At 62.6% G+C, this 25,973-nt stretch carries 23 protein-coding genes and 2 tRNA genes; 2 read left to right on the plus strand and 23 right to left on the minus strand.

The genetic code is table 11. The annotated features are described in order from the left end of the window. The first annotated feature begins 71 nt into the window (after positions 1 to 71). The gene (locus tag HUK73_RS05525; RefSeq protein WP_369805442.1) at positions 72 to 1,412 is read left to right on the plus strand and encodes a family 16 glycosylhydrolase; all 1,341 of its coding nucleotides are present in this window, start codon (positions 72 to 74) and stop codon (positions 1,410 to 1,412) included. Here HUK73_RS05525 and HUK73_RS05530 read toward each other — a convergent pair. The 16 genes from HUK73_RS05530 to HUK73_RS26685 form a co-directional block, all read right to left on the minus strand. Further along, on the minus strand, positions 1,397 to 2,317 hold the full coding sequence (locus HUK73_RS05530; protein ID WP_176591006.1) for a glycosyltransferase family 2 protein: 921 nt from the start codon (positions 2,315 to 2,317) through the stop codon (positions 1,397 to 1,399). The genes HUK73_RS05525 and HUK73_RS05530 overlap by 16 nt on opposite strands. Then, positions 2,317 to 3,402, minus strand: a complete 1,086-nt coding sequence (locus HUK73_RS05535) for an acyltransferase (protein ID WP_176591007.1) — start codon at positions 3,400 to 3,402, stop codon at positions 2,317 to 2,319. The genes HUK73_RS05530 and HUK73_RS05535 overlap by 1 nt, the downstream gene beginning before the upstream one ends. Next, positions 3,399 to 4,529 (minus strand): endo-1,4-beta-xylanase, encoded by a 1,131-nt coding sequence (locus tag HUK73_RS05540; RefSeq protein ID WP_176591008.1) that lies wholly within the window; start codon positions 4,527 to 4,529, stop codon positions 3,399 to 3,401. The genes HUK73_RS05535 and HUK73_RS05540 overlap by 4 nt, the downstream gene beginning before the upstream one ends. Continuing rightward, the gene (locus HUK73_RS05545; RefSeq protein WP_176592828.1) at positions 4,526 to 5,494 is read right to left on the minus strand and encodes a glycosyltransferase family 2 protein; all 969 of its coding nucleotides are present in this window, start codon (positions 5,492 to 5,494) and stop codon (positions 4,526 to 4,528) included. The genes HUK73_RS05540 and HUK73_RS05545 overlap by 4 nt, the downstream gene beginning before the upstream one ends. Beyond that, positions 5,494 to 6,453, minus strand: a complete 960-nt coding sequence (locus HUK73_RS05550) for a glycosyltransferase family 2 protein (protein WP_176591009.1) — start codon at positions 6,451 to 6,453, stop codon at positions 5,494 to 5,496. Before HUK73_RS05550 ends, HUK73_RS05545 begins: the two co-directional genes overlap by 1 nt. After that, complete coding sequence (locus HUK73_RS05555) at positions 6,450 to 7,379, minus strand: glycosyltransferase family 2 protein (RefSeq protein WP_176591010.1); 930 nt, start codon at positions 7,377 to 7,379, stop codon at positions 6,450 to 6,452. Before HUK73_RS05555 ends, HUK73_RS05550 begins: the two co-directional genes overlap by 4 nt. Before the next feature lie 8 nt (positions 7,380 to 7,387). Beyond that, positions 7,388 to 8,752, minus strand: a complete 1,365-nt coding sequence (locus HUK73_RS05560; protein WP_176591011.1) for an O-antigen ligase — start codon at positions 8,750 to 8,752, stop codon at positions 7,388 to 7,390. A gap of 1 nt (position 8,753) precedes the next feature. Then, positions 8,754 to 10,046, minus strand: coding sequence for a polysaccharide biosynthesis protein (locus HUK73_RS05565; RefSeq protein ID WP_176591012.1), 1,293 nt, complete (start codon positions 10,044 to 10,046; stop codon positions 8,754 to 8,756). After that, positions 10,039 to 10,839: a WecB/TagA/CpsF family glycosyltransferase gene (locus tag HUK73_RS05570; RefSeq protein ID WP_176591013.1), complete on the minus strand. Its 801-nt coding sequence runs from the start codon at positions 10,837 to 10,839 to the stop codon at positions 10,039 to 10,041. The genes HUK73_RS05565 and HUK73_RS05570 overlap by 8 nt, the downstream gene beginning before the upstream one ends. Next, a complete protein-coding gene (locus HUK73_RS05575) occupies positions 10,836 to 11,741 on the minus strand; it encodes a capsular biosynthesis protein (RefSeq protein WP_176591014.1) in 906 nt (301 codons plus the stop codon). The genes HUK73_RS05570 and HUK73_RS05575 overlap by 4 nt, the downstream gene beginning before the upstream one ends. After that, positions 11,738 to 13,096, minus strand: a complete 1,359-nt coding sequence (locus HUK73_RS05580; protein ID WP_176591015.1) for a GNVR domain-containing protein — start codon at positions 13,094 to 13,096, stop codon at positions 11,738 to 11,740. Before HUK73_RS05580 ends, HUK73_RS05575 begins: the two co-directional genes overlap by 4 nt. Further along, entirely contained in the window at positions 13,093 to 14,532 is a 1,440-nt protein-coding gene (locus HUK73_RS05585; RefSeq protein WP_176591016.1) for an ATP-binding protein, read from the minus strand. Before HUK73_RS05585 ends, HUK73_RS05580 begins: the two co-directional genes overlap by 4 nt. Then, positions 14,529 to 15,338, minus strand: coding sequence for a polysaccharide biosynthesis/export family protein (locus HUK73_RS05590; protein ID WP_176591017.1), 810 nt, complete (start codon positions 15,336 to 15,338; stop codon positions 14,529 to 14,531). Before HUK73_RS05590 ends, HUK73_RS05585 begins: the two co-directional genes overlap by 4 nt. A gap of 27 nt (positions 15,339 to 15,365) precedes the next feature. Continuing rightward, positions 15,366 to 16,538, minus strand: coding sequence for a hypothetical protein (locus HUK73_RS05595; RefSeq protein WP_255326204.1), 1,173 nt, complete (start codon positions 16,536 to 16,538; stop codon positions 15,366 to 15,368). 303 nt (positions 16,539 to 16,841) lie between these two features. After that, on the minus strand, positions 16,842 to 17,042 hold the full coding sequence (locus tag HUK73_RS05600; protein WP_176590057.1) for a hypothetical protein: 201 nt from the start codon (positions 17,040 to 17,042) through the stop codon (positions 16,842 to 16,844). Between the two features lie 255 nt (positions 17,043 to 17,297). Further along, complete coding sequence (locus HUK73_RS26685; protein ID WP_255326205.1) at positions 17,298 to 18,689, minus strand: sugar transferase; 1,392 nt, start codon at positions 18,687 to 18,689, stop codon at positions 17,298 to 17,300. 664 nt (positions 18,690 to 19,353) lie between these two features. On the opposite strand from HUK73_RS26685, the gene HUK73_RS05610 reads away from it, so the two are divergent. Beyond that, positions 19,354 to 19,833, plus strand: a complete 480-nt coding sequence (locus HUK73_RS05610; protein ID WP_176592830.1) for an Lrp/AsnC family transcriptional regulator — start codon at positions 19,354 to 19,356, stop codon at positions 19,831 to 19,833. 80 nt (positions 19,834 to 19,913) lie between these two features. On the opposite strand, the gene HUK73_RS05615 is transcribed toward HUK73_RS05610, so the two are convergent. From HUK73_RS05615 to HUK73_RS05645, 7 genes are all read right to left on the minus strand, one after another. After that, positions 19,914 to 19,989 (minus strand) — tRNA-Lys (locus HUK73_RS05615). Positions 19,990 to 20,025: 36 nt separating this feature from the next. Continuing rightward, a tRNA-Lys gene (locus tag HUK73_RS05620) sits at positions 20,026 to 20,101 on the minus strand. Between the two features lie 124 nt (positions 20,102 to 20,225). Further along, a complete protein-coding gene (rodA, locus tag HUK73_RS05625) occupies positions 20,226 to 21,338 on the minus strand; it encodes a rod shape-determining protein RodA (protein ID WP_176591019.1) in 1,113 nt (370 codons plus the stop codon). Further along, positions 21,335 to 23,401, minus strand: coding sequence for a penicillin-binding protein 2 (gene mrdA, locus HUK73_RS05630; RefSeq protein ID WP_176592831.1), 2,067 nt, complete (start codon positions 23,399 to 23,401; stop codon positions 21,335 to 21,337). Before mrdA ends, rodA begins: the two co-directional genes overlap by 4 nt. Before the next feature lie 2 nt (positions 23,402 to 23,403). Further along, a complete protein-coding gene (mreD, locus tag HUK73_RS05635; protein ID WP_176591020.1) occupies positions 23,404 to 23,934 on the minus strand; it encodes a rod shape-determining protein MreD in 531 nt (176 codons plus the stop codon). Next, entirely contained in the window at positions 23,931 to 24,848 is a 918-nt protein-coding gene (mreC, locus tag HUK73_RS05640; protein ID WP_176591021.1) for a rod shape-determining protein MreC, read from the minus strand. Before mreC ends, mreD begins: the two co-directional genes overlap by 4 nt. Before the next feature lie 11 nt (positions 24,849 to 24,859). Next, the gene (locus HUK73_RS05645) at positions 24,860 to 25,906 is read right to left on the minus strand and encodes a rod shape-determining protein (RefSeq protein ID WP_007685698.1); all 1,047 of its coding nucleotides are present in this window, start codon (positions 25,904 to 25,906) and stop codon (positions 24,860 to 24,862) included. Between the last annotated feature and the right edge of the window lie 67 nt (positions 25,907 to 25,973).

Below are 25,973 nucleotides of genomic sequence, written 5' to 3' on the forward strand. Positions count from 1 at the left end.
GGTTCAAAAAAACCGGGGGTTGCAAAATGTCTTCCAGATCAACTGGCTCCATATTTGGAGCCGGAATAGCCATGTTATGCATCGTCGCTGCAGGAGCCGTGACGGTTATGTCTGGAACTTCCACAACGACGACTACGTCATCTGGTTCCACAACTTCTTCAACAAACAGCAATACGACAACGATATCTTCTTCGGCGTCGTCCACCAGCACGGCCACGACCAGCACATCGTCGGATTTCGCCGATTTCGACTTCGCCAACGGAACGAAACTTCCCGACAAGGCAACGCTGTGGATCGCAAACGCGACTTTCCAGCCCGGAAGCAATGTCGCCTATGTCCCGGTCAAGCTGGACCGGCCGACGCCCAATACGGTGATTGCGCGGATCACGACCGTCAACGGTTCGGGGACGCAGCGCGCCCTGTCGGGCTATAATTATCAAACCGTCGATACGGTGGTGATCTTCCGGCCCGGCGATCCGCTGACGCAGACCGTGGCTGTTCCCATCATCACGGCAACGGACGGTCAGCAGTTCCAGTTGAAATTGCGGGAGGCACCCTGGGGGGCGCTGCAAGGTCAGTCGGTCGCAACGGTCACTGCAAGCTACGGTGCGGCCACCGCCAGGGCGACGGGCACTTTCCGGGAACCACGCACGTTCGAGGCGACCGGCACGCTCCAGTTCGAACTGGCGAAGGATACGCATAAGCGCTCGCCCGACGGCGGATGGGATCGCTGGGCGACTTCGCTGTCCCATGGGCGGACCCAGGTCGCCAATGGTGAAACCGGGCTGTATCTCGACTCCACGATCTTTTCGGGGATCGAAGGGCCGGTCTATTGGGGAACCTACGGACTGGTGCTGCATACGCAGAAGCTGAAGACGCCGATCAGCTATGATGGCCAGAACTGGTATTATGGCTCTTCGGTGCTGGACGGCCGCAATTTTCTGGCCTCGCAGATCGGCTATGGCCAATATGAATGGGAAGCCAGAATGCCCAACCGGCGCGGGTCATGGCCGGCGTTCTGGCTGATCTCGACCAGTGGCTGGCCGCCGGAAATCGACGTTTACGAGGGCTTCGGCTATCAGAGCTATTGGGATTTCGACCGGCATATCGCGCATACGGTCCATGTCGGCGCGAACAGCACACGCTATGATGCACGGGGAATTACCATCCAGGCCGAGCAGGCCTATGGCCTATCCGGCTTTTCGCAGGGTTTCCATCGTTTTGCCGTGGATATCCAGCGCGATTACATCACCTGGTTCGTGGATGGTGTGGAAACCTATCAGTCGGTCAATCCGTTTCAGGGCTTCCGTTTCTACCCGATCATGGATGTCGCCGTGAAGACGACCGGTGCCTATGACGACGGTTCAGGCGACATGATCATCAAGAGCTTCAGGATCTACAGCGCGCCATAATGGTTCTGGGCGCCTCCTGCGAGAGCATAGAGGCGTCCCCAGCTCTTGATCCACTGCCCGGCAATGTCGACCCGTCGTGCGCCGGGCAGCAACATGGCGGCCAGCCCCGCCGTCCGCAGCGCGAGAATGGCCAGCGACCGGGCAAGCAATTTTACCTTGCCAAGGCGGCCGGGCAGGGATTTCCGCCGGGCCATGGTTTCGGTACAGCCGATGCGCCACATGCGGCGCAGCACCCATGACAGGCGCGCCCGCTCCGCCGGCACCCATTCGCTGACCCGCGCATCGGGCGACCAGCCGAAACGTGCGCCCGCGTCGCGCAGCCGGGCCAGGAAATCCAGATCCTCCCCACCGCTGCGGTTGAAACGGGGATCGAAATAGGGCGCATCGAGCATCGCAAAGGCCCGGCGGCTGACCAGCAGATTGTTGCTGGCCCATAGCATCGGCGCTGCGCCCCATGGCCGTTCCTCCGGGCGGAAGACCAGGGTTTCCTTTGCCCAGCGCGGCGGATTGCCGACGAAGCAGCTGTCGACTGGCCCGGCGACGACATCGGCGCCGACCTGCGCCTGACAGATCAGCAGTGCGTCCAGCCAGCCCGGCTGTGGCCATTCATCATCGTCGATCATCGCGATGAAACGCATGGCCGGATCGGCCAGCGCGGTATCGGCAATGGCGTTGCGCACGGCGCAGAGGCCGGGTTGCCCGACCGTCAGCAGCGTCAGGGGCAGGGGATAGCCCTCCGCCTGCATCTGCTGCACGACGGCCACGCCCTCCAGTCGTTCGGGATCATTGTCCGCGACCAGCACCATTACATCATGACGACCTGCTACGCCTGGCAATGTCTGCAGCAGATGGGTGAGCCGCTCCGGTCGCCGGAAAGTGGGAATGGCAATCCATATCGCAGGCATCAGGCGGTGGCCTCCCGCGCAGGCTTGCGCGAGCGGCGGCCGCGCTGGAGCCATTTGATGAGCTGATGCCCGCGCACCTCGATCAACGCATAGCTTGCCCAGCAGAGCAGCCATGTCGCGATCAGCATGGCCACGATGAACAACCAGTCGAAGCCAGCCATGCCATGCCTGTGCGCCACGCCCATGGCGCGCGCCGCCACGTCGCGGACCAGCGGATGCCAGAGATAGATGGAATAGCTGATGAGGCCGAGATGGAAGCTGACCGGATTGGCCATCACCGCCCGCGCCGCCGCGCCGTTATAATAGCAGCTCAGCACCAGCAGCGGCATCAGGCAGACCACCAGCACATCGGCCTTGCCCGGCAGCAGCAGCGCCAGCACGATCAGCCCGCAGACGATGGCAAAGCCGCCTGTCCGGTCCACCAGCCGCCTGCACCAATTCTTTTCCGCGCAGCGATAGGTGAGGACGCCCAGTGAAAAGCCGGCCAGACAGCGCAGCAGGGTCAGCACCGTATCGCTGTCGTTGACGTCCAGCGGCCCGCTGGACCCCAGGCCCGACCCGGCGACCAGCGCCAATATCCCGACGCAGAGCAATCCCTGCGCCCATGCCAGCCGCGAAAAGGCGATGATGGCGATCAGCGGATAGATGAGATAGGCGGCAACCTCCGTGCTGACCGACCAGCTATTGCCCGCAATCGGTTCCGTGCCCCAGCCCCAGCTTTGGATCATCAGCATGTTGGTGGCCACATTGGGGAAGTTGAGCGCGATCGCCTGATTGCCTGACACGTTGAGGATGATCCGCGCCATAAACACCAGCGTCACGATCAGATGCAGCGGCCAGACCCGCGCCATGCGATTGACGAGGAAGTCGACATAGCTCGCGCGTCCCAGATGGTTCACCACCCGGTCGTGATAGCCGAAGGAAATGACAAAGCCGCTCAGGATGAAGAACAGGTCGACCGCCAGATAAGCCCGCGAAAAGAGCGGGATGCGAAAAGCCTCGAAGGTCGGGTTATGCGGTATATGGTACAGCAGCACCGATACCGCCGCCACGCCGCGCAGGCCGGTGAGCGATGAAATTCTCATGCGCGGCTGTTCCTCATGGGCGGTGCGGCGTCGAAGGCGGCGGCGATGGCGTCCCACAATGGCTTGCGGCGCATCTGTCCGTCCAGCGGCAGGCCGCGCGAAAGCTGGCCGTCGGCCCATTTATAATCAGGAAAGTTGGACAGCCAGCTGTAGCGGTCCGACAGGCCCCAGCAGAGGATGGACCGCATCGCCGGATTGTCGAGCGCCACGTCCAAAAAGGCCTTGGCGACGGCGGCGACTTCATTGTCGCGCTTGCCCGGATTGGGTGGGCCGCCCTTGTCCGCCACGTCGAATTCCGTCACCGACAGCGCCAGGCCATATCCGCTGAGCTGTTCCAAAAAGCGCGCGAAAACCGCCTGGTTGAAGCCCTCCTTATAGGGTTTCAAATGCCCCTGTATGCCGATCGCGTCGACCGGCACATTGCGGGCCATCAGCCGGTCGAGCAGCTTCAGCATCGCGGTACGACGCCGCTCGCAACGGGGCGAGTCATGCTCTAGGCCGAAATCGGTCAGAAACCGCATGGGCCGGGGATCGACCTCGCGCGCGCGGTGGAAGGCGATGTCGATATAGTCCTCACCCAGCGCGTCCAGCCACATGCTTTTCGCGCGCATGCCGTCGGCGCGGCCGTCATTGGGTTCGATGGCTTCATTCACCACGTCCCATTCGCTGATCTTACCGGCATAGCGCGGCATTGCGACGTCGATATAGCTGGTCATCAGCTTTTCGCGCCCAGTCTGGTTCGCCTGTTTCAGCGCGGGCTCCAGCCAGTCCGGCTGGGCTGCGTACCAGACCAGCGCATGGCCGCGCGCCTTCATCCCATGTTTCTGGGCGAAGGCAATGATCTGGTCGGCTCCGCTGAAATCATATTTGCCGGGCTTGGGCTCGGTGGTGCCGCGCTTCAGCTCATATTCCTCGACCACCATGTCGCATTCGCGGGCGATGGCGGCCGTGAAATCGGGGTCCTCGCGAAGTTGGCGGGACTTGATCGCCGCGCCGAAATAGCGACCCGACCTGCGGGCATGGGCGGCAAGCCCTTCGGAAGAGATGCTTTCCTGCGCCCGGCTGGAGGGCACAGGGGAACAGGCGCCGAGCGCGAGCGCACCGGTCAGAAATTCACGCCGTTTCATAGACGTTGTCCTTTACCCGCAATCATGTGGGAGATGTCGATCAGCCGATCGGACATGCGCCGGTAGACGGGGTCGGGCATGACGATCTGGAGCAGTACGGTCGCCGCCATTCGTGGCCCGAAGGCACCCCGGCAGACGGCTTCGAGATAATAGCGTATCGCCCGCCGCCTGCTGGTCGGCCAGATGCTCTTCGCCGCGTGCCAGCCCATATAGCCGGAAAAGGCGCGGGGGGAGATATGGGGCTTCAGGTCGCGAAGCCAGGTAAGGCTGCCGACATTGCCGCGCACCTGCGACAGCCGATCTTCGGCCTGCCGGTCGGCCCAGATGGTGCCGGGCCGCTCCGTCATCAGGAAGCGCGCTCCCGCGAGCGACAGGCGCATCGCGAAATCGGTATCGTCGCCGAATTTCACATCCTCACGATAACGGACCCGCTTCGCCATCGCCCGGCTGAGCGCCATGCTGCTGGTCTGGATGAAGCCGCGGTCGCACATCAGATATCGTTCCATCGTCTCGCCATGGGCAATGGCGCGCGGGGGCTTCAGGAAATTGCGTCCTTCGCCCCGGTCGGCCAGCACCTGGCCATAGGCGACGATCTCATCGCTTTCCTGCACCAGCGGCAGCAGATCGGCCAGATGATGCGGCAGGAAACGGTCGTCGCAGTCGAGAAAGGCGATGTAGCGCCCGCGCGCATGGTCGATGCCCTTGTTGCGGGCGGCCGCCGCGCCGCGATTTTCCTGTACGATGACCTTCAGGCGCGGGTCCTTGATCGCGCCCAGCGCAACCTCCGTCCCATCGGTCGATCCGTCGACAACGACGATGACCTCGATGATCGCGATGGTCTGTTCCAGTGCGGAGACGACGGCGGCGACCACGGCATCCTTGCGCTGGTAAGTCGGGATGACGACCGAAAAAAGCGGCGCGGCGACGGTCGCCTTCAGGCTGGATGGTGGTTGCCATGCGGTCATCACGAACTGGCTCCGCCATGCACAGCCCCCGCCTTGCCGAAGCGCAGGACGAAGCCATTGACCAGCGAGCGGTAGAGCGGTTTCGGCAGATAGGAACGCAGCACCTGCCGGGCGATCACGCGGGGCGGGACGCCGCCCGCCACCATGCCGACCGCCAGATCCTTGATCGCGACCACCGGCTTGATCGGCGCCATATGATAGGCAAGCACCGTCGCCCGATAGCCCCGCCGCGCCCGATTGGTCAGCATATGGCCGCAGCGGTCGAGCCAGTCGAGCGAGGTTTCATAGCCCTTCACATAGGATGTGCGGCCTGCCTCCGTCGCATCCAGCCAGACGGTCAGCGGCTGGTCGATCATCCGGAACCGCGCGCCCGCGCCCTGAAGCCGGACGCAGAAATCGAGATCCTGTCCCTTCTTCAGCGCGGGGTCGAACAGCACTTCCTGCGCCATGGGCGTCGGCACGACCATGGTGCTGGTCTGCATGAACTGATTGGCGCAGAAGAGATATTCGCCCACATCCTCGCCATCGCGAATGCCGCGATCGGGCCTGATCCAGTAACGGTCGACGCCCCGGTCCACCTTCATGCGGGAATAAAGGACGGAACGTCCGTCATCCCCCGCCAGCGCTTTGGCCATGATGGAAAGCTTGCCCGGCAGGAACAGGTCGTCGGAATCGAGAAAGGCGATATAGCGCCCGTCCGCCGCCATGATCCCTGCGTTACGCGCCGCGCCGCCGCCCGCATTATCCTGTCGGATATAGCGGACGCGCGGATCGCCTATGGCGTCGATCACCGGGCCGGGATTGTCACGCGAACCGTCATCGATGACGACGATTTCGAAATCCTGCCAGTCCTGCGCCAGCACGGAACGGATCGTGTCGCCCACGATCTCCGCCCGGTTGTAGAGCGGGATGACGACGGAGAAAAAGGGCGGCCTGTCGTTGGGGGCTGCATTGCTCATGCGCCATGCACCTTTCGATATTCTTCATAATGAAATCCGGCGAGACCGGCGATCTTGCCGGCGGCGCGGTAGAGCTTGCCGAGGCGCTCGACCCGCTTGCCCCGGTCGAGCGTCGCGACGGCGCCCAGCGAGCCGATCAGGAAACCGGCAACGATGCGTGGCGCCTCGCCCAGCAATGCGCGCAGCCGCCCCTTGTGGAAACGCTCCACCATCATGTCGGTCATGCCCACACGATAGCCGCGCATCAGCAGCCATTTGGCGGTGACGCGGCTGGCCGGGATCAGTTCGGTGACGACTGCCTCCTCCGACCAGCCGAAGCGGAAACCCCTGCGCTGCATCCGCGTGAAGAGCTGCTTGTCCGACCCGCCGGTCAGCGCCATGCGGTCGTCGAACGGGCGATCACCCATGGCCCGCAGGGCCGTCGCCGCCATCAGCACATTGGCGGTGCTGTCCACCAACGCAACCGGACCGGACTGCCCGCGCTGCTTGGGCGCGAGCAAGGGATGGCGGGCCGCCCAGGGCGCAATCTGGCTGTCCATTTCGCGCAGCACGGCGCCGCCGACAATATCGGCCTCCCAGCGCGCTGCCGTATCCGCCATGGCATCGATCCAGCCGGGGGAGGCCGCTTCGTCATCGTCCAGCATCGCGACATGGGTGACGCCCGGACGAGCCAGAGCCGCCGCGACCAGCGCGTTGCGCACCAGTGGAATGCCCCGCTCCGCCACCAGCAGCGCCTCGATCGGCCAGCGATAGCCCTGCGCCGCCATTTGCTCGACGACGGCCATGCCGTCCTGACGGTTCGCGTCATTGTCGGCCACCAATATTTCCAGATGATGCCGCGTTTGCTGCGCGGCAAGCGAGCCCAACGTCCGCCGCAAACCCTGCGGCCGATTGCATGTGGCGATGCAGACGATGATCTTAGGCATTTGGGGTCCTAGCCATTCCCGGTCTCCGTCTGATGTTGCAGTTGCCGCCGGCTCCATTGCGGGCGCGGCTTGGCCTTGAAGGTGGCGTGCGCGGTCGCAATGGCCGCGAGGAAGATCACCCAGACCTGGCGATCCTTGTCGAAGAAGCTGGTTTCCAGCAGATTCTGGTACATGACGAAGACCCAGATCGCGAAGGCCGGGACCATCAGCGCCTGGTTCTCCTTGGTCGATCCGGTCAGGAACCAATAAGCGGGCAGGGCAAGGAAACTGATCAGCAGCAGGATCAGGCCCACCGGTCCGGTCGTGACCCATATTTCCAGATAGCCGTCATGCGAATGCGCCGTCAGCATCTGGAATTGCTGGTTGAGGTAATCATGCGCCGGTGAATTGGCGCCGACCTGCCAGAAGCCGCCAAAGCCTGCGCCCAGATAGGGGTGATCGGCCAGATAATCGAACACCACCCGCCAGATCGACACGCGGCCGGTGAAGCTGGTGGGGTCAGCGAACAGTCGTTCGATGGTCGGCTGATAGGCGATGTAGAGGCCAAGGAAACCGACCATGCCAAAGCCCAGCATCAGCAGGAGGATCGCGCGTTTCTGCGTGTTGTCGCTGAGTGCGCGATAGATGTTGCTGATCGCGAGCATGCCCACGCACAATGCGAGCGACGTCTTGCTCTTGGTCCCGATCACGAAGACGAAGGCCATGACCGCGAACAGGGCATAATACCATTTGCGCTTGTCGATCCAGCTATTGCCGCAGACGATGAAGCACAGGGCCATGACCGCTCCGGCGATGTTCTTGTGGAAGAAGAAGCCGCGCCATGCGCCGATCAGCGCCTTGTCGCTTTCCGTCGGCGGGTGCACCGCGGCGGGCGTCAGAGGTAGTGAAATCCAGCAGATGATGAGCGACACGATCAGCGCCGCGCGCAATGCGTTGAAAAGCCGTGCCGGTCCCATCAGCGAGAGTGCGCAGAAGGTGATGTAGATCACGATGAGCTGCTGCATCGCCCGTTTGAAGGATACGAACGGATCGACGCCCCAGCTACAGGTGATGAAGAACCAGCCCAGCATGATCGCCAGCGGCCAGAAGGTGAACCGATATTTCAGCGGTTGCTTGCGCATGATCTGCACGGCGGTCAGCAGCAATGCGAAGCCGATGAACAGCGCCTGCTTGAAGAGGTCCGACCCGTCATTTTCCTGCGCCATCGCGACCAGTTCGTCCTGGGTACGCGATGCGAAGGGTTGTTGGCCGATGAAGACCATCATCAGGAAGACGAAGTAGAAGACCTGCGCGACCCAGATGAGGTTGCTGCTGCCGCTTTCGGCCTTGGCGATGGGGGCAGCATGCCCCCTGCGATGCCAGCTTGTCGCCATGTCAGATGACCTCCCGCCGGTCGCGTCGCCATTTGCGGTCGAGCTGCCAGATGCCCAGCATCATGACGAGTTGCGACAGCACCACGCCGCTGATGGAAAAGACCGGCGCGGTGCCCCAGACCAGCAGGGTCACGGTGACAAGGCCGACCATGCAACTGCGCATGCTCTGCGCGGCCAGCGGACGGAAGGCGCGCCGGGCCTGCGTCATGACGCTCATCGGCGTCTGCACACATTGGACGAGGGAGAGGAGGGCACAAAGCCCCACCGCAATCATCACCAGCCGGTGGTCCAGCGTCGGCTTCAGGATCAGCCCCGGAAAGACATAGAGCGCAATCGCCGCCACGACGCAGGTCGCCAGCCACAGCATGACCAGCGCAGCCATGAACACACGTTCGGACTTGATCGCCGCGCCATGGTCGCCGCGCGCGACCGCTCGGGTCATGCGCGGGCGTTCAAGCTGGGTCAGCGCCGTGATGCAGACATTGACCGGGCGGAAGAACAGCATTCCCACCGCAATCGGCGCGAAGGCCGTCGGCCCCGCCAGCAGCGTCACGATATAGCTGTGTGAGTTGGAGGTGGCTTCGGTCGACAGCACGCCTACCAGCGTCCAAGCCGATTGCTCTTTCCACACCGGACGATAGGCGCTGATCGCCCGGCCCGGCGCCATGGCGAAATGCCGCCGTACATAGGCAAGGCCGAAGGGCAGCAGCCCTATCAGGCTGGCCGCCACCAGCATCCCGCCAATGGCGGGCATGTCCGCTCCCGTCCGCATCGCGATCAGCAGGCCTGCAAGGATCGTCCCGGCATAGGCGAGGTCGGACCGGGCCGCACGGGCCGGGGCGTGATGGGCATAGGCATTGGACCGCCCGAACCAGCGGATCAGCGAGAGCATCCCCGCAAGGCCGAACAGCAGCGCCGCCATCGGGGAGGCCGTCGCCCATGCGATGGCCGCGGAGATCAGCCCCTGACTGGCCGCCAGCATCAGGTTGACGGGGAAGAAGAAGTCGAAGCTTCTGGTCTCCGCATCGTCGCCCTGGTTCACGGCGATGGTGTAGGGCGTCGACACCAGCGCATTGGACAGGCTGTAGCCGAACTGGATGATCACCAGCAGGAAGGCCAGCGTGCCGATGGCCGCGGTTTCCAGATGATGGATCGAAAACAGCTGGACCAGCAAATGGCTGACCGAGACGATCGCTGACGACAGGCTGGCCAGCCCGAAGCGGCCGAACAGGCTGCCAAGGCGCTGGACGCGACCCGTCGCAGGGCGCTCTTCCACCGCTTGGGCTTCAGCCATGGCGATGCTTCCAGATCAGCCAGAGCGCGTGCGGATTGGTCGTGATATAGCGCCAGGCCAGCTCCTTGGGCCGCGTCGCCATGCGGTGCAGCCATTCGAAGCCCGATTTCTGCATCCACAGGGGCGCGCGCGGATAATCGCCGGTGATATAGTTGAACAGGCCGCCGCAGGTGACGATCCAGCCCGCCTTGATCCGGTCGCGATTGCGCACGCAGAAGGCCTGCTCGCGCGGCTTGCCGGTCCCGACCCACAGCACGTCGGGCGCGGCCGCGTTGATCGCTTCGATTATCGTGTCTTCTTCTTCGGGTTTCCAGAAACCATTGCGGCGACCGGCGAGTTGAAGTCCTGGAGCCATGGAAAGGATTTCGCGGGCGCAGGCCGCATTCACCTTTTCCTCGCCGCCGAGCAGGTAGTAGCTGACACCAGCCTTTGCCGCTGGTTTCAGGCTGTCGATGAACAGGTCGGTCGTGCTGGAGCGGTCGGCGATATGGGGTTCCCCGAACCAGCGGGACGCCGCGACGATGATCTGGCCGTCGGCGTGGATCAGGTCCGCCTGCGCTAGATTGGCCCGGAAAACCGGGTCGCTGGCGTTCATGGACAGGCCCTGTCCGTTGGCGTCGAACACCAGCAGCGGTTCTCGCTCCAGATTCCGGCGAAGGGGTGCCTCGACCAGCATCTTCGCGATCAGGGCGTCCAGCGCCAAGGTGGTAACGGGCACGCCGCCAATCCTGGCGACGGGCGCTTCCATATTCATGCCAAGGGATGGGCGTGCCAGCATATTCTCTACGTTCATGCGATCACCGTCCCGGCAATGGGCACGCCATGGCGGTCGAGATCGTCGATCACGCGCCGCATGTCGGCAATGGCGGTGTCGCCGCGCCGCGCGACGATGACCACCGCGTCGAAACCCGCCAATATGCTGCCATAGGGCGTCTGGTCGCCCTTACGCTCAGCAAGGTAGAACAGCATCGTCGTGTCGCGCAGGCCCCAGCCATTGGCCGTTTCCGCCAGCGGTCCGCGGGTGATGAGGCTCGTCGCGCTGCCCGAAGCCCGGCCCGCGGTCATCAGCCACAGTCCCTCGATCGCCGTTTTGGCTGCGGGAAGCAGCGCCGCGCTGCCCATCAGCTGCTCGGCAAGGCCCGCCTTGTTGGCGATGCGGAAAAGCCGGTCGAGCGAGGGCCGCCCCATGTCGACGTCGATCAGCATCGTCTGCCCGTCCATCTGGGCCAGCACGACCGCCAGATTGGCCGCCATGATCGCCGCTTCGTCACCCGCCTCAATGGCCAGAACCGCCAGGCGCAGGGAGGCGGGATCGCCATCCTTGGCCGCCGCCCGCATCTTGGCGCGGATCGTGCGCACCTTGGCGGCATAGGCATTGGCGGGATCGAAGGCCGCGATCACCAGCGGATCGACCCTCTGGTCGCCCTTCGGCAACAGGGCGAAGCCGCCCTGCAAGGCCGCGAGGATACCCGCATCTTCCGGGTTCAGCAGCCCCAGATCGACCGCCGCATCGTGCAGCGCCAGACCCTGCGATCGGGCATGGGCCTCGACATTGTGCACATCACTTTCGGCCAGAAAGCCATGCTCCACCGCGAGACGGGCGAAATTATGGCTGTCACGAGCGCGGGGACGCATCGTGCTCGTGCTCCCGGGCGTGAGTTGAGGCGGTGCGCCTGCCGTGGAACGCAGTCTCATGCGGCCTCCTGCTGTTTGAAGAACCAGCCGCCACCTGTGGGGACCGGCATCAGTTCGATAATGACTTCGACTTCGGTCGCACGGGCCACGCCAGCGGCCGAGCGAACGCGCGGATGGATGATTTCCATGAGGATCACGGCCGCAACGCCGCCGACCAGACCCAGCGCGATCCCGCCGATCAGCCAGAGCATGATATTGGGCTTGGCCGGGAGCAGGGGCACGGTTGCTTCATCCAGCGGGCTGGCATTGGGTTGCGAGATCTGGCTCTTCAGGGCCGCCTCGTTGAAGCGCTGGCGCACCGTGTCATAGGTCTGCCGCGCTGCATCGACGTCGCGCTGGAGAACCATCAACTGGTCCTGCACGTCGGACATGCGGATCATGCGATCCTCCTGCCCCGCCATGTTGGACTTGAGGTCGCCCTCCCGGCGGTTGGCGGCCACGCTGTTGGCGTTGACCGCGCCCGCCTGGCTGGATCGCGCCGCCGCCAGCTTCGACTGAAGCTCCGACAACTGCGCATTGGCCGCCGCCATGGTCGGGTGGTTGGGTCCAAGCGTCTTTTGCAGTTCGGACACGCGGGCGGATTGTTGCGCCACCTGTTCCTGCAAATTCTGGACGATCAGCGACCCTTCAATGTCGGACACCGCACCCGCGCCAGCCTTCGACCGGGCGGCGGCAGCTTCCGCCTGCGCCTGCGTCAACTGATAGGACATGTTCTTCAGCTTCTCGGCCTCAAGGTCCATCCGGTTGATGCCGATGATGTCATGCGCCCGCTGAAAATCGGACAGCTTCTTCTGCGCCAGTTCGTAGCGGCGGCGCACTTCCTGCGTCTGTTCGTCGAACCATTTGGCCGAACCGCGTGCCGGGGAGGCGCGCAGTTCCACCTGCTCGCGCATGTAGATCCTGGCGATCAGGTTCGCGACCTTGGCCGCGACCTGCGGATCGGGATCGAGATACTGGATCTGGAGTACATTGCTCTGCCGCCCGGTGGTGACGATCATGTTCTTGCTCACGACGGCGGCCGCCGCCTGAAGCCGGGCATCGGCGGGTATGTCGGTCGGTTGGGCGTCGATGAAGCCCGCCTCCTTGGCAACGGCGTTCATTACCTTGCCCGAACGAATAATGTCCGTCTGGGTACCAAGAATGGAATCCGTGTCGGGCTTCACGCCCTGCGCCGAATTGGTATCGGTCGGGTCCGTCTGTGACAGGTCGAGCAGCAGCGAGGCCGTGCCCATATATTGCCGGGGCTGGATGAAGGCGAGAATGGCGATCATCAGGAACAATATGCCCCCGATCATCGCCGCCGTGCGCCAGCGCGCCTGAAGCGCGGCCAGCAAATCCATCGGGTTCATGGTCATAGCCCGTCCACTCCCTTGAGCAGCGCGCGCATTTCCTCAGCGGGCGTCTGGACAGGCGGTGCGCTCTGCACCGGCTGCTTCGCCATCAGCAGCAGGAATTGCGGCGCCAGCGTATCTTCGAACATCCAGAGTTCACCATTGGGCGTGGGGACCAGCGCGGGCTGAAGCCGCGCCATGGCATCACGCGCCTGTCCTTCGTTGATCGAGCCGCCGCCCAGCACTTCATGACCGAGCTTCACCAGCCGCTCATAGGAAATGGCCGACATTTGCGAGGCGGCTACCGCGGCCAGCGCGATCATGCGGCGCCCATTTCCCGGAACTGAACCGGCTTCCCAGAGGATGCGGCGGAACAGCGCATGGGTCTGGCCGCTCATTTCCTCCCAATCCTCAAGCGCTGATACCAGCCCCTGCTCGATGTCGGACAGGACCATGCGGTCGCGCCCGCCGGCCTCCGTCACGAGGGCCGCCGACATGCCGAACAGCCGCGCATGATAGGGCGATCCCATCGCCGCGCCCGCCAGTACGTCCAGCGCATCGTCATCAATGGACAGCCGCCCATTATTGGCGCAGGCGAGCAGCAGCCGCTCCAGTTCCGGTTTGGGAATGGGTGCGACCCGTTGCGGCGCGAGGTGGCGGCGGAGCGAAGGATGAGCCGCGATCAGCCCGTCAATGTCGCCCGCAATGCCGACCAGCACGACCTGCACGGGCGAATGAATGTCGGTCAACAACTTCAGCAGCGTCGCCACTTCCTGCTTGGCCGTCTCCGATTGCACCCGGTCATATTCGTCGATGATGAGGATGGACCGTTCGCGCACCTCCTCCACCAGCAGGGCGGAGAGGCGGGAAACGTCCAGCGGCTCGCCCATCATCTTGCGCACGCGCTCCTGCCCGGAACTGCTCATCGGCAATTCGGTCAGGAAGGGGCGGAAGAGGGAGTCGAAATCCGCTTCGCCATTGGCCGAGGCATAGAGGGCAATGCAGCCCGCTTCATCGGCCAGATCGCCGAACACGCGGGCGAGCGATGTCTTGCCCGATCCACGCGTGCCGAAGATCACGGCATGCTTGCGCTGGACGACGATGGCCTCGACCAGCTTTTCCAACTCGCTGTTGCGACCGGCCAGCCCATGGCGATCCGTCACCGGCATGGCGGTGTTGAACGCAGCATAGATGCTGTCGCGACGCAGGCTGATCGGCTTGATCGGCGCAGCCATTGCGCTCATCGAAAGGGGACGGTGGCCGGGCTCCTCCAACTCCGCCGTCGCCGCCTCCTGCCGGAATCCAGGCAGTGCAGGCACGTCCAGATGCAGCGGCACATCCTCTGGAATGACGCGTTCGTTACGCTTTTCGGCGGTGCGCGTCAGCGACAGAAATCGGTCGAAAATACCGGATTTCTGGCCGGAGCGTTGTTGCGCGCAGCCTTGATCGAGTGTCGTCAAAACAGCTTCTCCCGGATGATGAGGATATCTTCAGGCTTCACCGGATCATCCAGATTGGCCTGTACTTCCTTCCCCTCCCGCCGGACTTTTATGCGTTTCGTTGAACCTGCCAGCGTCGGCCCGCCCGCCAGCGCCAATGCCTGGCGGAAACTCTGCCCCGGTACATAGGAAAAGGCGCCGGGCTGCTGGACCTGACCGTAGACATAGATTTTCTCGGCAGGCGGCACGAACAGCGTGTCGCCCGCCTTCAGCGGCCGCATTGCAGCCCCGGCCATGTCGGCAAGGGAAATGCGCATCGGCCCGCTGCCGTCGGCGGGCGTCAAAATGACCGCATTGGCGCCATCCTTGGTCGACCCGCCTGCCTTCGCCAGCATCGATGCGACGGTATAGTCGCGGTCGAGCGGATAATTGCCCGCCTGCGGCACATTGCCGAGCACGGTGACGAAGCGGCTGACATAATTGCTCACCTCGACACTGACCGAGGGGCTGGTGAGATAGCCGCCCTTCGCATAGCCCGCCGCAATATCCTGGGCGAGTTGAGAGGTCGTCTTACCCCTGGCCGACACGGGGCCGACCAGCGCAAGGGCGACGGTGCCGTCCTCCTTGATGCGGGTCGTGGTCGACAGGTCGGGTTGGCCGAAGACGGAAATCTTCACCTCATCGTCAGGACCAAGCTGATAGCCCGGATTCGTCGCCTGCGGGGCAGTCGTCGCTGCGTTTCCGGTGGCAGTCTGTGCAGTTGCAGTCAGTGGTCCTGCAATGATGAGCAGGGTGGAAACGGTCTTGAGGAGAGTATCGGCCTTCACAGCGCAAAGCTCCCAATATTTAGAGGATCAGAAATGCAGAGCTGCGCCCAGCGTCACTTGCGTTCCGCTATAGTTGGAGACGCTGGTATCGGTTCTGCGGATATAATACTGGGCATCGAGCGTAAGATCGAAACGGTCCGAAAGTTTCCGGGTCAGTATCCCGCCGAAGCGACGATTACGATCGGCCGTGATCGAATAGGGACGAAGCGCGGCGTCCTGACGGAACTTGCGCCGATCCCACTCCGCATAGAGCCCTGCGGAGGTCAGTTCGGAGATCGAGAATTCGCCCTGCACCCGGTAAGTCGTGTCGATGGCGAAACCGCTGGCGATCAGGCTGTCGTTGATGATCGCCCGCTCCGTCGTTGCGGTCAACTTCAGGCGCGGAATGGCGGTGGTGGACAGGCTGACTTTCCAGCCCAGACCGCTATAGTCACCAACCGCCGCGCTGTCGCTGCTCACGTCCAGCCAGCGTACATCCGCGTCGATCTGCGTGATCGGGCTGACATTGCGCTGGAAACGCAGGCCGTAGCTGTTGATCCGGTTCTCGATCCCCAGCGTGTCGCGTTTGCTGTTCACCCGTTCGTAATAAGCGGTCAGCGTGCCAAGGCTCGGCTTGTTGTAACCGATCCCGCCCATGAACGTGTTGCTGGTCTGGTCGGCATAGTCGAACTGGCTGGCGTTGCGCGTCGTATCACGTGCATAGCTCGCCACCGGGAAGAAACCCGGCCTTTCGCAGGTGAAATCCGCGCCGATGGTCGAGAATTTCTGGAGGTTCTCGGTCGCCGAATTGATGTCGCCATAATCGGCCCGTTGCTGGCGATAGGCCGCATGCGGCGTCACCAGGCAAGTCGCGCCGAAGCGGATATTCGCCTTCGCTTCCGAATCCAGCCGCAACTTGCTGCGCTGGCCTTCGGAAATGAAGCGATCATAGCCGATCTTGCCGCGCAAAAGGACGTCGTGCCGCCCGATCGGCATGCCATAGGTGGCTTCCAGAGAGGGCGTGACAATCAGGTCGTCTGTCGGATTTTCCACCCGATCGTCGACGCGATAGACATTGTCGTCATAAAGAAGATCCAGCCCGGCGGTCAGGTTCAGACCATATTCCTTAAGACGCTTCTCTTCGGTCTGGTCCTTCGGGCGCTTTTCTACAGTTGACGCGTCGTCTTCCTGCGCGTGCAGCACAGAAGGAAATGCCGTCATCACCGTCGCTCCACTGAAAGCGGCGACCATGAAAATACGTGACCACAGATATTTCTGCTCACAGGGCGCGTATGAACGGCCCCGCAAACGCGGACTATTATCTCTATACAATCTTATCGACCCTTATTGCATTGCAGCAATATTGGTCATGCTAGAGGGATTTCTGCGTAACGCCACCGCCTGAAAAGCAGTTTGTCGTGCCAAAACAACGGCTCGGTTCATCGCAAAGAGGGCGCGCCGGACCCATGCCCGACGCGCCCTGAGGCTGTTAATGTGGGAGAAAGCTAAATGAAGGAGGTCTGGTCAGATCACCAGCCAGGCAATGGCGGCCACCGCACCGACGAAAGCAAGGATGCCGGCCCAGCGCGACAGCAACTGCACCCCTTTTTCGGCGCGGTCGGCAAAAGTCACGGCATCGGCGCGCGCCGGAACATTCCGGCGGGCTTCCATCTTTTCATTCAATGAAGGTTGCGCCACCGCAACGCCCGCAAAATCTTCCGCCACGTTGATATTCCCACCGCCCGATTGCTGATGGCCTTAATATCCGATTTTGCGGTTAACAAATAGTTGTGGGGAAGGGCGGGATGACATCAATTCGTCGCATATGACAGTGTTTGAGGCGACGAATCCTGATGTGAGATAATATTTTCCCGTGATGAACCGTTAACTGTCACGGTTCATCGCAAAATTGCGGTTCCGTAACTTCTCGACCGGAACCTTTTTTCCTCCTGCGTGTAGCCGCGCCTTTTTCGAGTCGCCTCAATAGGCATTCTTGTGCACCAGGACATTGACGGTCCCCAGCAGGATCGCGAGGTCGCGCGTCAGGCTCCAACCATGCAGATATTCCAGGTCCGCTTCCACCCGGTTCAATATGTCGCGCCGGGTTTCCGTGGCGCCGCGGAAGCCGCGGATTTGCGCTAGGCCGGTGATGCCGGGCTTCAGCGCGTGGCGGTGCCAATATTGGCGGTCGACCTGCCAGAAGAGTTGCTCTTCCGCCGTCGATCCCAGCGCATGGGGACGAGGGCCGACCAGGCTCATCTCACCCAGCAGCACATTGATGAGTTGCGGCAGTTCATCGATGCTGGTCTTGCGGATGAATGCGCCGACCCGCGTGATCCGGTTATCGTCCCGCTGGGTGGAGGTCGCACCAGCGGCATCGCATTGTTCGACCCGCATGCTGCGGAATTTCAGGATATGGAACAGCATGTTACCGCGCCCGATGCGTTCCTGTCGGAAGAAGACCGGACCCGGCGAGTCCAGCTTGATGAGAATTGCGATGACCGCCATCAGCGGCGCCAGCACGATCAGCACAGGTACAGTCAGAGCGATATCCAGCAGCCGCTTTTTCGCCCGGTTAGCAAGGTTCAGCGGCCCGCGCGATACCACCAGCGTGGGCGTACCGCGATAGGCGCGCACCGCCAGCGGCGCCATCGGGTCCAGTTCAGGCACGATGATCTCGCCAAGGATATTCCCGCCCTTCAGCATCTGCGCCCAATCGGCCTTGCGTTCCGCAGGGCAGGAGATCACGACGCGATCATAGTCGCGCAGCAATGTGCCGAGACGGTGCAGCATATAGGGATCATCAAGATCGGCGCGCAGCCCGATCGCGCCGGCATCGACCAGCACCATGCCGCTTACATCTTCGGGAATGATGCCGTGATCGATGATCAGCAATTGGGCGAAGAGCCCGTCGGCAAAGTTGCGGCGGACGGCCTGCACGATCATCAGACGTTGCAGCACGATCAGCATCCCGCTGCACAAAATACCCATTGAAACGCCCAGCCGGGACAGTTCCCCCGTCGCCTTCAGGGAGAAGACGACCAGCAGGAAGATCAGCAGCGTCCCTGCAAAAGCCATGGTCGCTGCGCGGCAGGATTGCGTCATGCGCGTCAGGCAATGCGGATTATAGGCCTGGTTGTGGAACGCCAGCACGCCATAGACGATCAGCCCCCCGGCCAGGGGTTGCCATTGTCCGTCCGAAAGCCAGGGAATGCCGGCTACGCGCAAACCCAGCGCAAAACCCGTGGTCAGCGCCGCCATATCAGCCACCAGCAGCAACAGACACAGCCAAAGCCTTGCATTCCGCTGTCCGGCGGCTGTTGCGGGCTGGCGACTGGGAACACCTTCGATCGCCAGATCAATTTTCGACATCTGCAACCCTTTTTATGTCATGACGTCAAACGGACCACCGCCGGGAGGCAGTGTGTAAGCATCAGACATCCGCTGCGTTTTGATTTATGTTGCGCAGCAGCAGGGCATAAATGCGGAGGGCTGACAATCGGGCGTGGGATGCTCGGACCCGCTTTTCCGATGATCCGTTTGCTCTGAATGACGCTCTGCCCTGTATTTGCGGTGACCTGATCGGGTCTTGCTTCCGGTTGCGGGATGTTTTGAGCCTGCCTGAGAGCGCTTTTTCCGAATCGCCAATCGGATCAGTGGATTATCCACCAGCCCAACAGACATAGTGTCAGGATCAACGTCACTGGACCGGCCCAGCGCGACAGGCGTTGGATGATCGTCTCGGCCTTCTCTTGCGGAAATTGCCATGACCGCCGGATCGTTTTCCCCATAACCGGGTCGCGATTCAGCGGGTCGTGCTGCGGGGAGGGTGGAGCCGCAGAAACGGGGCTCTTGTCAGGATGTTGCGGAGAAAGGTCCACCATTTGCGCAGCCCCATTCGACCTGCCGTCAGAATAGCTCCGCTGGCCGAAAAGGGAAACATATTTGGGGAACTTTTTTAGGGGAGCCGCTCACTTGAGCGCCGTCCATGACTGCCCCCTTGGATGAAATCGAATGCATGCCTATTCTGCCCGTCATGAAACAGGAACGGCAGATTGACGCGATCGACCGCAGAATCATCGCAGCGTTGCAAGAGGATGCCACGCTCAGCCATGCTGATCTGGCGGAACGGGTAGGGGCGTCCAGCGCGTCCTGCTGGCGGCGTATCAAGGCGCTGGAAGGCGCAGGCATTCTGGCCGGGACAGTGCGGCTGGTGGACCCGGAAAAGATCGGATTGGGCGTCAATGTCCTCTGCAACATTCGCATGCGCAGCCATGCGCAGGAAGCGCGTCGCGCCTTTGAACAATTTGTCGATGGCCGGCCGGAGATCGTCGAATGTTTCTCCATGTCGGGGGAGTGGGATTATTTGCTGCGCATCGTGGTCGCGGACGTGGCGGACTATAACCGCTTCCTGATGATGACGCTGTTGGGGCATCCCTCTGTCGCGGGTGCCGCGTCACACTTTGCACTGTCGATGACGAAATTCACGACAGCATTGCCGGTCGGCCTATCCTGAAAGCAGGCCTGTCTGTCGGAATGCGCTAGCGCTGGGTGCCGAAATGGCACCGGGCGTTTTTCGTGTCTGTTTAGAAGATTTGGTGGACGCACTAGGGCTCGAACCTAGGACCCGCTGATTAAGAGTCAGCTGCTCTACCAACTGAGCTATGCGTCCACACGGCTTTCGGCTGATGCCGTCGGCTAGAAGATTTGGTGGACGCACTAGGGCTCGAACCTAGGACCCGCTGATTAAGAGTCAGCTGCTCTACCAACTGAGCTATGCGTCCACACCCGCTTTCGGCTAGTCCCGGTTGGGCCGTCGCCTTGGCGTGGGCGGGCTGTTAGCAGCCGTGTCGGACTTTGCAAACAGTAAATCGCCTGTCGGTGCAAATTTTTGTGAACGGGTCCGATTCAACCCCAGCTTCCGGGCCGGCTGCGCTGCCGCCCCGACCGTTCGATCGCCATGATGATGCCGACACACAACATGACGGTCAGCATCGATGATCCGCCATAGGACATGAAGGGCAGGGGAATGCCGACCACCGGCGCCAGCCCCATGACCATCATCAGGTTGATCGCGACATAGAAGAAGATCGTCGTGGTCAGCCCTGCCGCCACCAGCCGCGCATATTTATCCTGGCTGCGCATCGACACGCCGATCCCCCAACGGAACAGCAGCATGAAGGCGCCGATCAGCAGCACGCCGCCCAACAGCCCCCATTCCTCCGCCATGGTGGCGAAGACGAAATCGGTATGGCCCTCGGGCAGATAGTCGAGATGGCTCTGCGTACCCTTCAGGAACCCCTTGCCGAAGATGCCACCCGAACCGATGGCGATCTTCGACTGGCTGATATGATAGCCCGCGCCCAAGGGATCGCTTTCGGGATCCATGAAGATCAGCACGCGGTTCTTCTGATAATCGTGCAGGAAGCTGAAGGCGATCGGCACGATGGCGGCGAAGGCCAGCCCCGATCCCACGAAAAGCCGCAAAGGCAGCCCGGCAAGGAACATCACCGTCACCCCACCCGCCGCGATCATCGTCGCGGTGCCGAGATCGGGCTGCACCAGCACCAGCATGAAGGGCACGCCGATCAGCACCAATGCAGGCCAGATGGCGTTCCAGCGCCGGATTTCCCCCACCGGCAACAGCGCATAGAAGCGCGCGACGGCAAGCACGATGATCGGCTTCATGAATTCAGATGGCTGGAGCTGCATGAAGCCAAGATTGATCCAGCGCTGGCTGCCACCCGCGACGCCGCCGATGAGTTCGACCATCAGCAGCGACACCAGCACGGTGCCATAGGCCGGAAAGGCAAAGCGCGCGAAGAACTCCAGCCTGATCCGGCTCAACACCAACGCCATGCAGGCAAAGATGATGAAGCGGACCCCCTGGTTGATTGCCCAAGGCGTGATGCTGCCGCCCGCTGCGCTGTAAAGCACCAGCGTGCCGAAACCGGCTATGGCCAGCAAAATGCCGAGCACCCGCCAGGGAAATTGGGTCAAAGGTTCAGGGACGATGCTCATCGCGCCGTGTCCGCCGGAGGAGGAGTATCGTCGGCGTCGGCAGGTGTAGGCGCCTGAGGTGCGGGCGCCGTGCCGTTGCCTGCCTCGGCCGCGTTCATGGCATTGGCTGCTGCCGGGGGTGGCGCTTCGCCCTTCTCAATGGCTTTGGCGAGGCGATAGGCTGCCATCTGCCGCGCCATACGCTCCGCCGGAGTGCCGCCCCAGCCCTTTTCCAACGTCTCCAGCTTCTCCATCGCCTTGGCCTGGTCGAACAGGAAGGTCATGGTGTCCGCCGCGATCATCGGTGAGTCTTCGTTCCGGTTGACGTGGCCGCCATGTTCCAGAATGCAGGCGATAGCGTAGCGGGGATTATCGAACGGGGCGAAGCCTTGAAATAGCGCATGGTCGCGCAGCTTGAAGGGTAGGGATGCGTTGCTACGCACGCCCCCGCCGCGCTCTGCCATGGTGATGCGTCGGACCTGGGCCGTGCCGGTCTTGCCCGCCATCAGCACGCCCGGAAGGGACATCCGTGCCGCGCCGCCTGTGCCGCCGCCGTTCACCACCGCGCTCATGGCGTCGCGGATCGTCACCAGATGCTCTTCATTCACTCCGACCGGCGCTGGTTCCGGTCGCTGCGCGCCGAAGATGAAGTTCGGCATCAACTGTTTGCCCGTCGCCAGCCGGGCGGCCATCACCGCCATCTGGAGCGGGTTGATCAGCATATAGCCCTGACCGATGGTCGCGTTGACAGTGTCGTAGACCTGCCATTTCTGATTGTATTTCTTCAGCTTCCACGCAGGATCTGGCACTGTGCCATAGCTTTGGCTGGGGAAGGGCAAGGCGAATTTCTGGCCCATGCCGACGCGTCGCGCCATGCTGGCGATGCGGTCCATGCCGATGCGCTGCGCCATGGTGTAAAAATAGATGTCGCAACTCTGGGCAATGGCGCCGCGCATGTTGAGCGATCCATGGCCACGCTTCTTGTGGCAGTGGAACAGGGTGTTGCCGACCCGGATTGCGCCGGCGCAGTTCACCGTGTCCATCGGCGAAATCCCAGCCTCCAGCAGCGCCAATGCCACCATCGGCTTCACCGTCGACCCGGGGGGATAAAGGCCCTGAAGCGTCTTGTTGCGCAGCGGAACATGGTCGTCCTTCGACAACATGTCCCATTCCATATGGCTGATGCCGTCGGAAAAGCTGTTGGGGTCGAAGCTGGGCATCGACGCCATGGCCAGCACATCGCCATTATGGCAGTCGATCACCACCACCGATCCGCTCTGCGTGGCGAGGCGACGGCCCGCATATTCCTGCAAGCCCGCGTCGATGGTAAGCTTGATCGGATTGCCGGGCGTATCGGGCCGGGTGGTGAGTTCCCGCACAATCTTGCCGCGCGCCGTCACCTCGACCCGCTTCGCGCCGGGCTTGCCGGTCAGCTCCCTGTCGAAGGACCGTTCCAGCCCGTCCTTTCCGACCTTGAACCCCGGCGTGATCAGCAGCGGGTCCTTACGTTCCTCATAATCCTTGGCCGAAGCCGCACCGACATAGCCGAGCAGATGCCCAACCGTGGCGCCCGCCGGATAGTTGCGCGAAAAGCCCTGGCTGGGCGCGACGCCCGGCAGGTCGGGCAGGCGCACGGATACGGCGGCGAACTGGTCGTAGGTCAGCTTTTCGGCAACCTGCACCGGACGGAAACCGGCGGATTTGTCCAGTTCCTCCTTGATCCGGTCCACCTCGTCATCAGTCAACGCCAGCAGATGGGCAAGGCTGCGGATCGTGGCTTCCGCATCCGTCATCCGTTCCGGGATCAGGTCGACGCGGAAATCGGTGCGGTTGTTCGCCAACGGGCGGCCATTACGGTCGATGATCCATCCGCGCCGTGGCGGGATCAGCGTCAGGTTGACCCGGTTGCTTTCCGACAGCAGATTATATTTCTCGTTCTCCGCAATGCTGATCCAGCCCATGCGGGTCACGAGCATCGCGCCCACCGCCCCCTGCAATCCCCCCACAACCATCGCGCGGCGCGTGAAGGTGAAGGACAAGGAGGCTTCGGTAACGGTCTTCTTCTTGAGCAGGGGCAGCTTCAGCTTCATGCCATCACGCGCCAACGGTCGATCCGGGCGCACTGCCGGACGACAAAGGGAAAGAGCAGGACCGTCCAGAGCATTTGCGGCGCAACCAGTTGCAGCTTGATTTCTCCTCCACCGGTGATCCGGGCGAAGAAGACGCCGCCGGCAATGCAGAAGATAATCGCCATGGCCGCGATTAACCAGTCCTGCCGATAGCTGCGCCAGACCATGCGATGTTCGATGGCGTCGATCCCAATCAGCATGACGGTCCACAGGAACATGGCGGAACCAATGGGTTGCCCGCTCGTCATATCGTCGAACAGGCCAAGAGGCAGTCCGATCCACGCCCGCCATAATTCGGGGCGCAACAACCGCCATGACAGCAGCAGCAGCAGGCCGAAGGGCGGCATTACCGGCGATTGCGCAATGACCGGCAGGGCGGTGACGATCGACCCCAGCATCACCGTGATGACGGGCGTGCCCGTCAATCGCCAACGCGATGGCTGACGGCCAAGGCGCGGCACGGCAGGCTGGAGATGCGGATCGATCATGGCGTGATCGCGTTGCCCGTCGGCGTGTCGACAGGGACGGTGGTCGGCACATTGGGGTCGGGCCGCGTCACCGTTTCCTCAAAGGAGCGTTCCACCACCACGGCATCCACCTTGGACGGGTTGGCGAGCGGTACGCCATAGCCGATTTCGCCTTCGATCCGCACGATCACCGCGACCGGGATATTGGGCTGATAGACGCCGCCAATGCCCGATGTCACGAGCAGATCACCCGGTTTGAACGGGTTGCGCCCTGCCGCCAGCGCGCGGATTTCAAGCGTCCCGTCGCCAAGGCCCGTGGAAATGGCGGGGACGCTGTCATTGGCCCGTCGAACCGGCACGATATTGCTGGTGTCGGTGAGCAGCAGCACCTCCGCCGTATTGGGCGTCGTGATGTGGATGCGCCCAATCAGACCTTCGGGCGCACGTACCGGCATGCCGGGCCGCACACCCTGCCAACGTCCGGCATTCAATCGCGCATAGCGGCGGGTGCTGGAGGAGGAGGAGGCGATCAGCCGCGCCGTCAGCAATTCGCTGCCATCATCCTCAACCAGCTTCAGCAGCTTTTTCAGGCGCAGATTTTCCTGCGCGATCGCCTTGGCTTCGATGATCCGGTTGCGGTCCGCCTCCACCTGCCGGCGCAGCGCCACATTCTGCGAACCCGCCTGCCAATAGGAAGCGAGCACCTCGTCGATCGAACTGACCCCGCTCACCATATTCTTGAGGCCGACGGACGCCGGACGCGTGGCCTCGCTCGTCGCGATGCGGATCGCGGCGAAGCCGGTTGGGTCGAAAATGGCGACAACCACCAGAAGCAGGCCGACGGCGGCGCCAGTCATCGCCACGACATAGCTGGCGAAGAGGCTATATTGCGCCTTCCGGTTGTGCCCGGGGCGTCGGCTGGGTGGCCGCGCCATCCACTAGCTCCTTAAGCGGTTTGGAGCACGCCCCGGAAGATCGGATCTTCCATCGCCCGGCCGGTGCCGATCGCGACGCAGGTCAGCGGGTCTTCGGCGATGGTGACGGGCAGGCCCGTCTCGTCGCGCAACTCGTCGTCCAGCCCCTTGAGCAGCGCGCCGCCACCGGTCAGGACGATGCCCTGATCGACGATATCGGCTGCCAGTTCTGGTGCGGTATTTTCCAGCGCAATGCGAACGCCCTCGACAATGGTGCTGATCGGCTCGGCCAGCGCATCGGCGATCTGACCCTGATTGATCGAGATTTCCTTGGGAACCCCGTTCACTAGGTCGCGGCCCTTGATGTGGATCGTCTCGCCCACGCCGTCTTCGGGCGGCTGCGCGACGCCGAACTGCTTCTTGATCCGCTCGGCGGTCGCTTCACCGATGAGCAGATTGTGGTGACGGCGCACGAAGGAGACGATCGCTTCGTCCATCTTGTCGCCGCCGACGCGGACGGAGGTGGTGTAGGCCAGACCACGCAGCGAAAGCACCGCGACTTCGGTCGTGCCGCCGCCGATATCGACGACCATCGAACCGATCGGTTCCGTCACCGGCATATCGGCGCCGATCGCAGCAGCCATGGGTTCTTCGATCAGGAACACCTGAGAAGCACCGGCATTGCTCGCCGCGTCGCGAATCGCGCGCCGTTCCACGCTGGTCGAACCCGACGGTACGCAGATCACGATCTCGGGGAAACGCCAGGGCCGTGACTTGCCACCGTGCACCTTGGTGATGAAGTGCTTGATCATCTGCTCCGCGACATCGATGTCCGCGATCACGCCGTCTCGCAGCGGCCGGATGGCTTCGATCGAATCGGGAGTCTTGCCCATCATCAGCTTCGCGTCGTCGCCGACCGCCTTCACCCGCTTCACGCCGTTCAGCGTCTCGACGGCCACCACGGAAGGTTCGTTCAGCACGATTCCGCGCCCACGCACATAGACCACGGTGTTTGCCGTGCCGAGGTCGATGGCCATGTCCTGAGAGGAGAGTTTGAAAAGTCGCGAGAAGATCGACATGCCTGTTCCTGTTCAACCCGCATGCCCCGGCGAAGCGAACCGGGACAGTCGGAAAGTTCGCCCCACG

The organism is Sphingobium sp. EM0848 (genome assembly GCF_013375555.1).
In the GTDB taxonomy this organism is placed as follows: Bacteria; Pseudomonadota; Alphaproteobacteria; order Sphingomonadales; family Sphingomonadaceae; genus Sphingobium.

Coding starts and splice junctions, on each gene's coding strand:
- HUK73_RS05525 (WP_369805442.1), top strand. CDS start 72: ATGTTATGCATCGTCGCTGCAGGAGCCGTGACGGTTATGTCTGGAACT.
- HUK73_RS05530 (WP_176591006.1), bottom strand. CDS start 2,317: ATGCCTGCGATATGGATTGCCATTCCCACTTTCCGGCGACCGGAGCGG.
- HUK73_RS05535 (WP_176591007.1), bottom strand. CDS start 3,402: ATGAGAATTTCATCGCTCACCGGCCTGCGCGGCGTGGCGGCGGTATCG.
- HUK73_RS05540 (WP_176591008.1), bottom strand. CDS start 4,529: ATGAAACGGCGTGAATTTCTGACCGGTGCGCTCGCGCTCGGCGCCTGT.
- HUK73_RS05545 (WP_176592828.1), bottom strand. CDS start 5,494: ATGACCGCATGGCAACCACCATCCAGCCTGAAGGCGACCGTCGCCGCG.
- HUK73_RS05550 (WP_176591009.1), bottom strand. CDS start 6,453: ATGAGCAATGCAGCCCCCAACGACAGGCCGCCCTTTTTCTCCGTCGTC.
- HUK73_RS05555 (WP_176591010.1), bottom strand. CDS start 7,379: ATGCCTAAGATCATCGTCTGCATCGCCACATGCAATCGGCCGCAGGGT.
- HUK73_RS05560 (WP_176591011.1), bottom strand. CDS start 8,752: ATGGCGACAAGCTGGCATCGCAGGGGGCATGCTGCCCCCATCGCCAAG.
- HUK73_RS05565 (WP_176591012.1), bottom strand. CDS start 10,046: ATGGCTGAAGCCCAAGCGGTGGAAGAGCGCCCTGCGACGGGTCGCGTC.
- HUK73_RS05570 (WP_176591013.1), bottom strand. CDS start 10,839: ATGAACGTAGAGAATATGCTGGCACGCCCATCCCTTGGCATGAATATG.
- HUK73_RS05575 (WP_176591014.1), bottom strand. CDS start 11,741: ATGAGACTGCGTTCCACGGCAGGCGCACCGCCTCAACTCACGCCCGGG.
- HUK73_RS05580 (WP_176591015.1), bottom strand. CDS start 13,096: ATGACCATGAACCCGATGGATTTGCTGGCCGCGCTTCAGGCGCGCTGG.
- HUK73_RS05595 (WP_255326204.1), bottom strand. CDS start 16,538: ATGACGGCATTTCCTTCTGTGCTGCACGCGCAGGAAGACGACGCGTCA.
- HUK73_RS26685 (WP_255326205.1), bottom strand. CDS start 18,689: ATGTCGAAAATTGATCTGGCGATCGAAGGTGTTCCCAGTCGCCAGCCC.
- HUK73_RS05610 (WP_176592830.1), top strand. CDS start 19,354: ATGAAACAGGAACGGCAGATTGACGCGATCGACCGCAGAATCATCGCA.
- rodA (WP_176591019.1), bottom strand. CDS start 21,338: ATGAGCATCGTCCCTGAACCTTTGACCCAATTTCCCTGGCGGGTGCTC.
- mreD (WP_176591020.1), bottom strand. CDS start 23,934: ATGATCGATCCGCATCTCCAGCCTGCCGTGCCGCGCCTTGGCCGTCAG.
- mreC (WP_176591021.1), bottom strand. CDS start 24,848: ATGGCGCGGCCACCCAGCCGACGCCCCGGGCACAACCGGAAGGCGCAA.
- HUK73_RS05645 (WP_007685698.1), bottom strand. CDS start 25,906: ATGTCGATCTTCTCGCGACTTTTCAAACTCTCCTCTCAGGACATGGCC.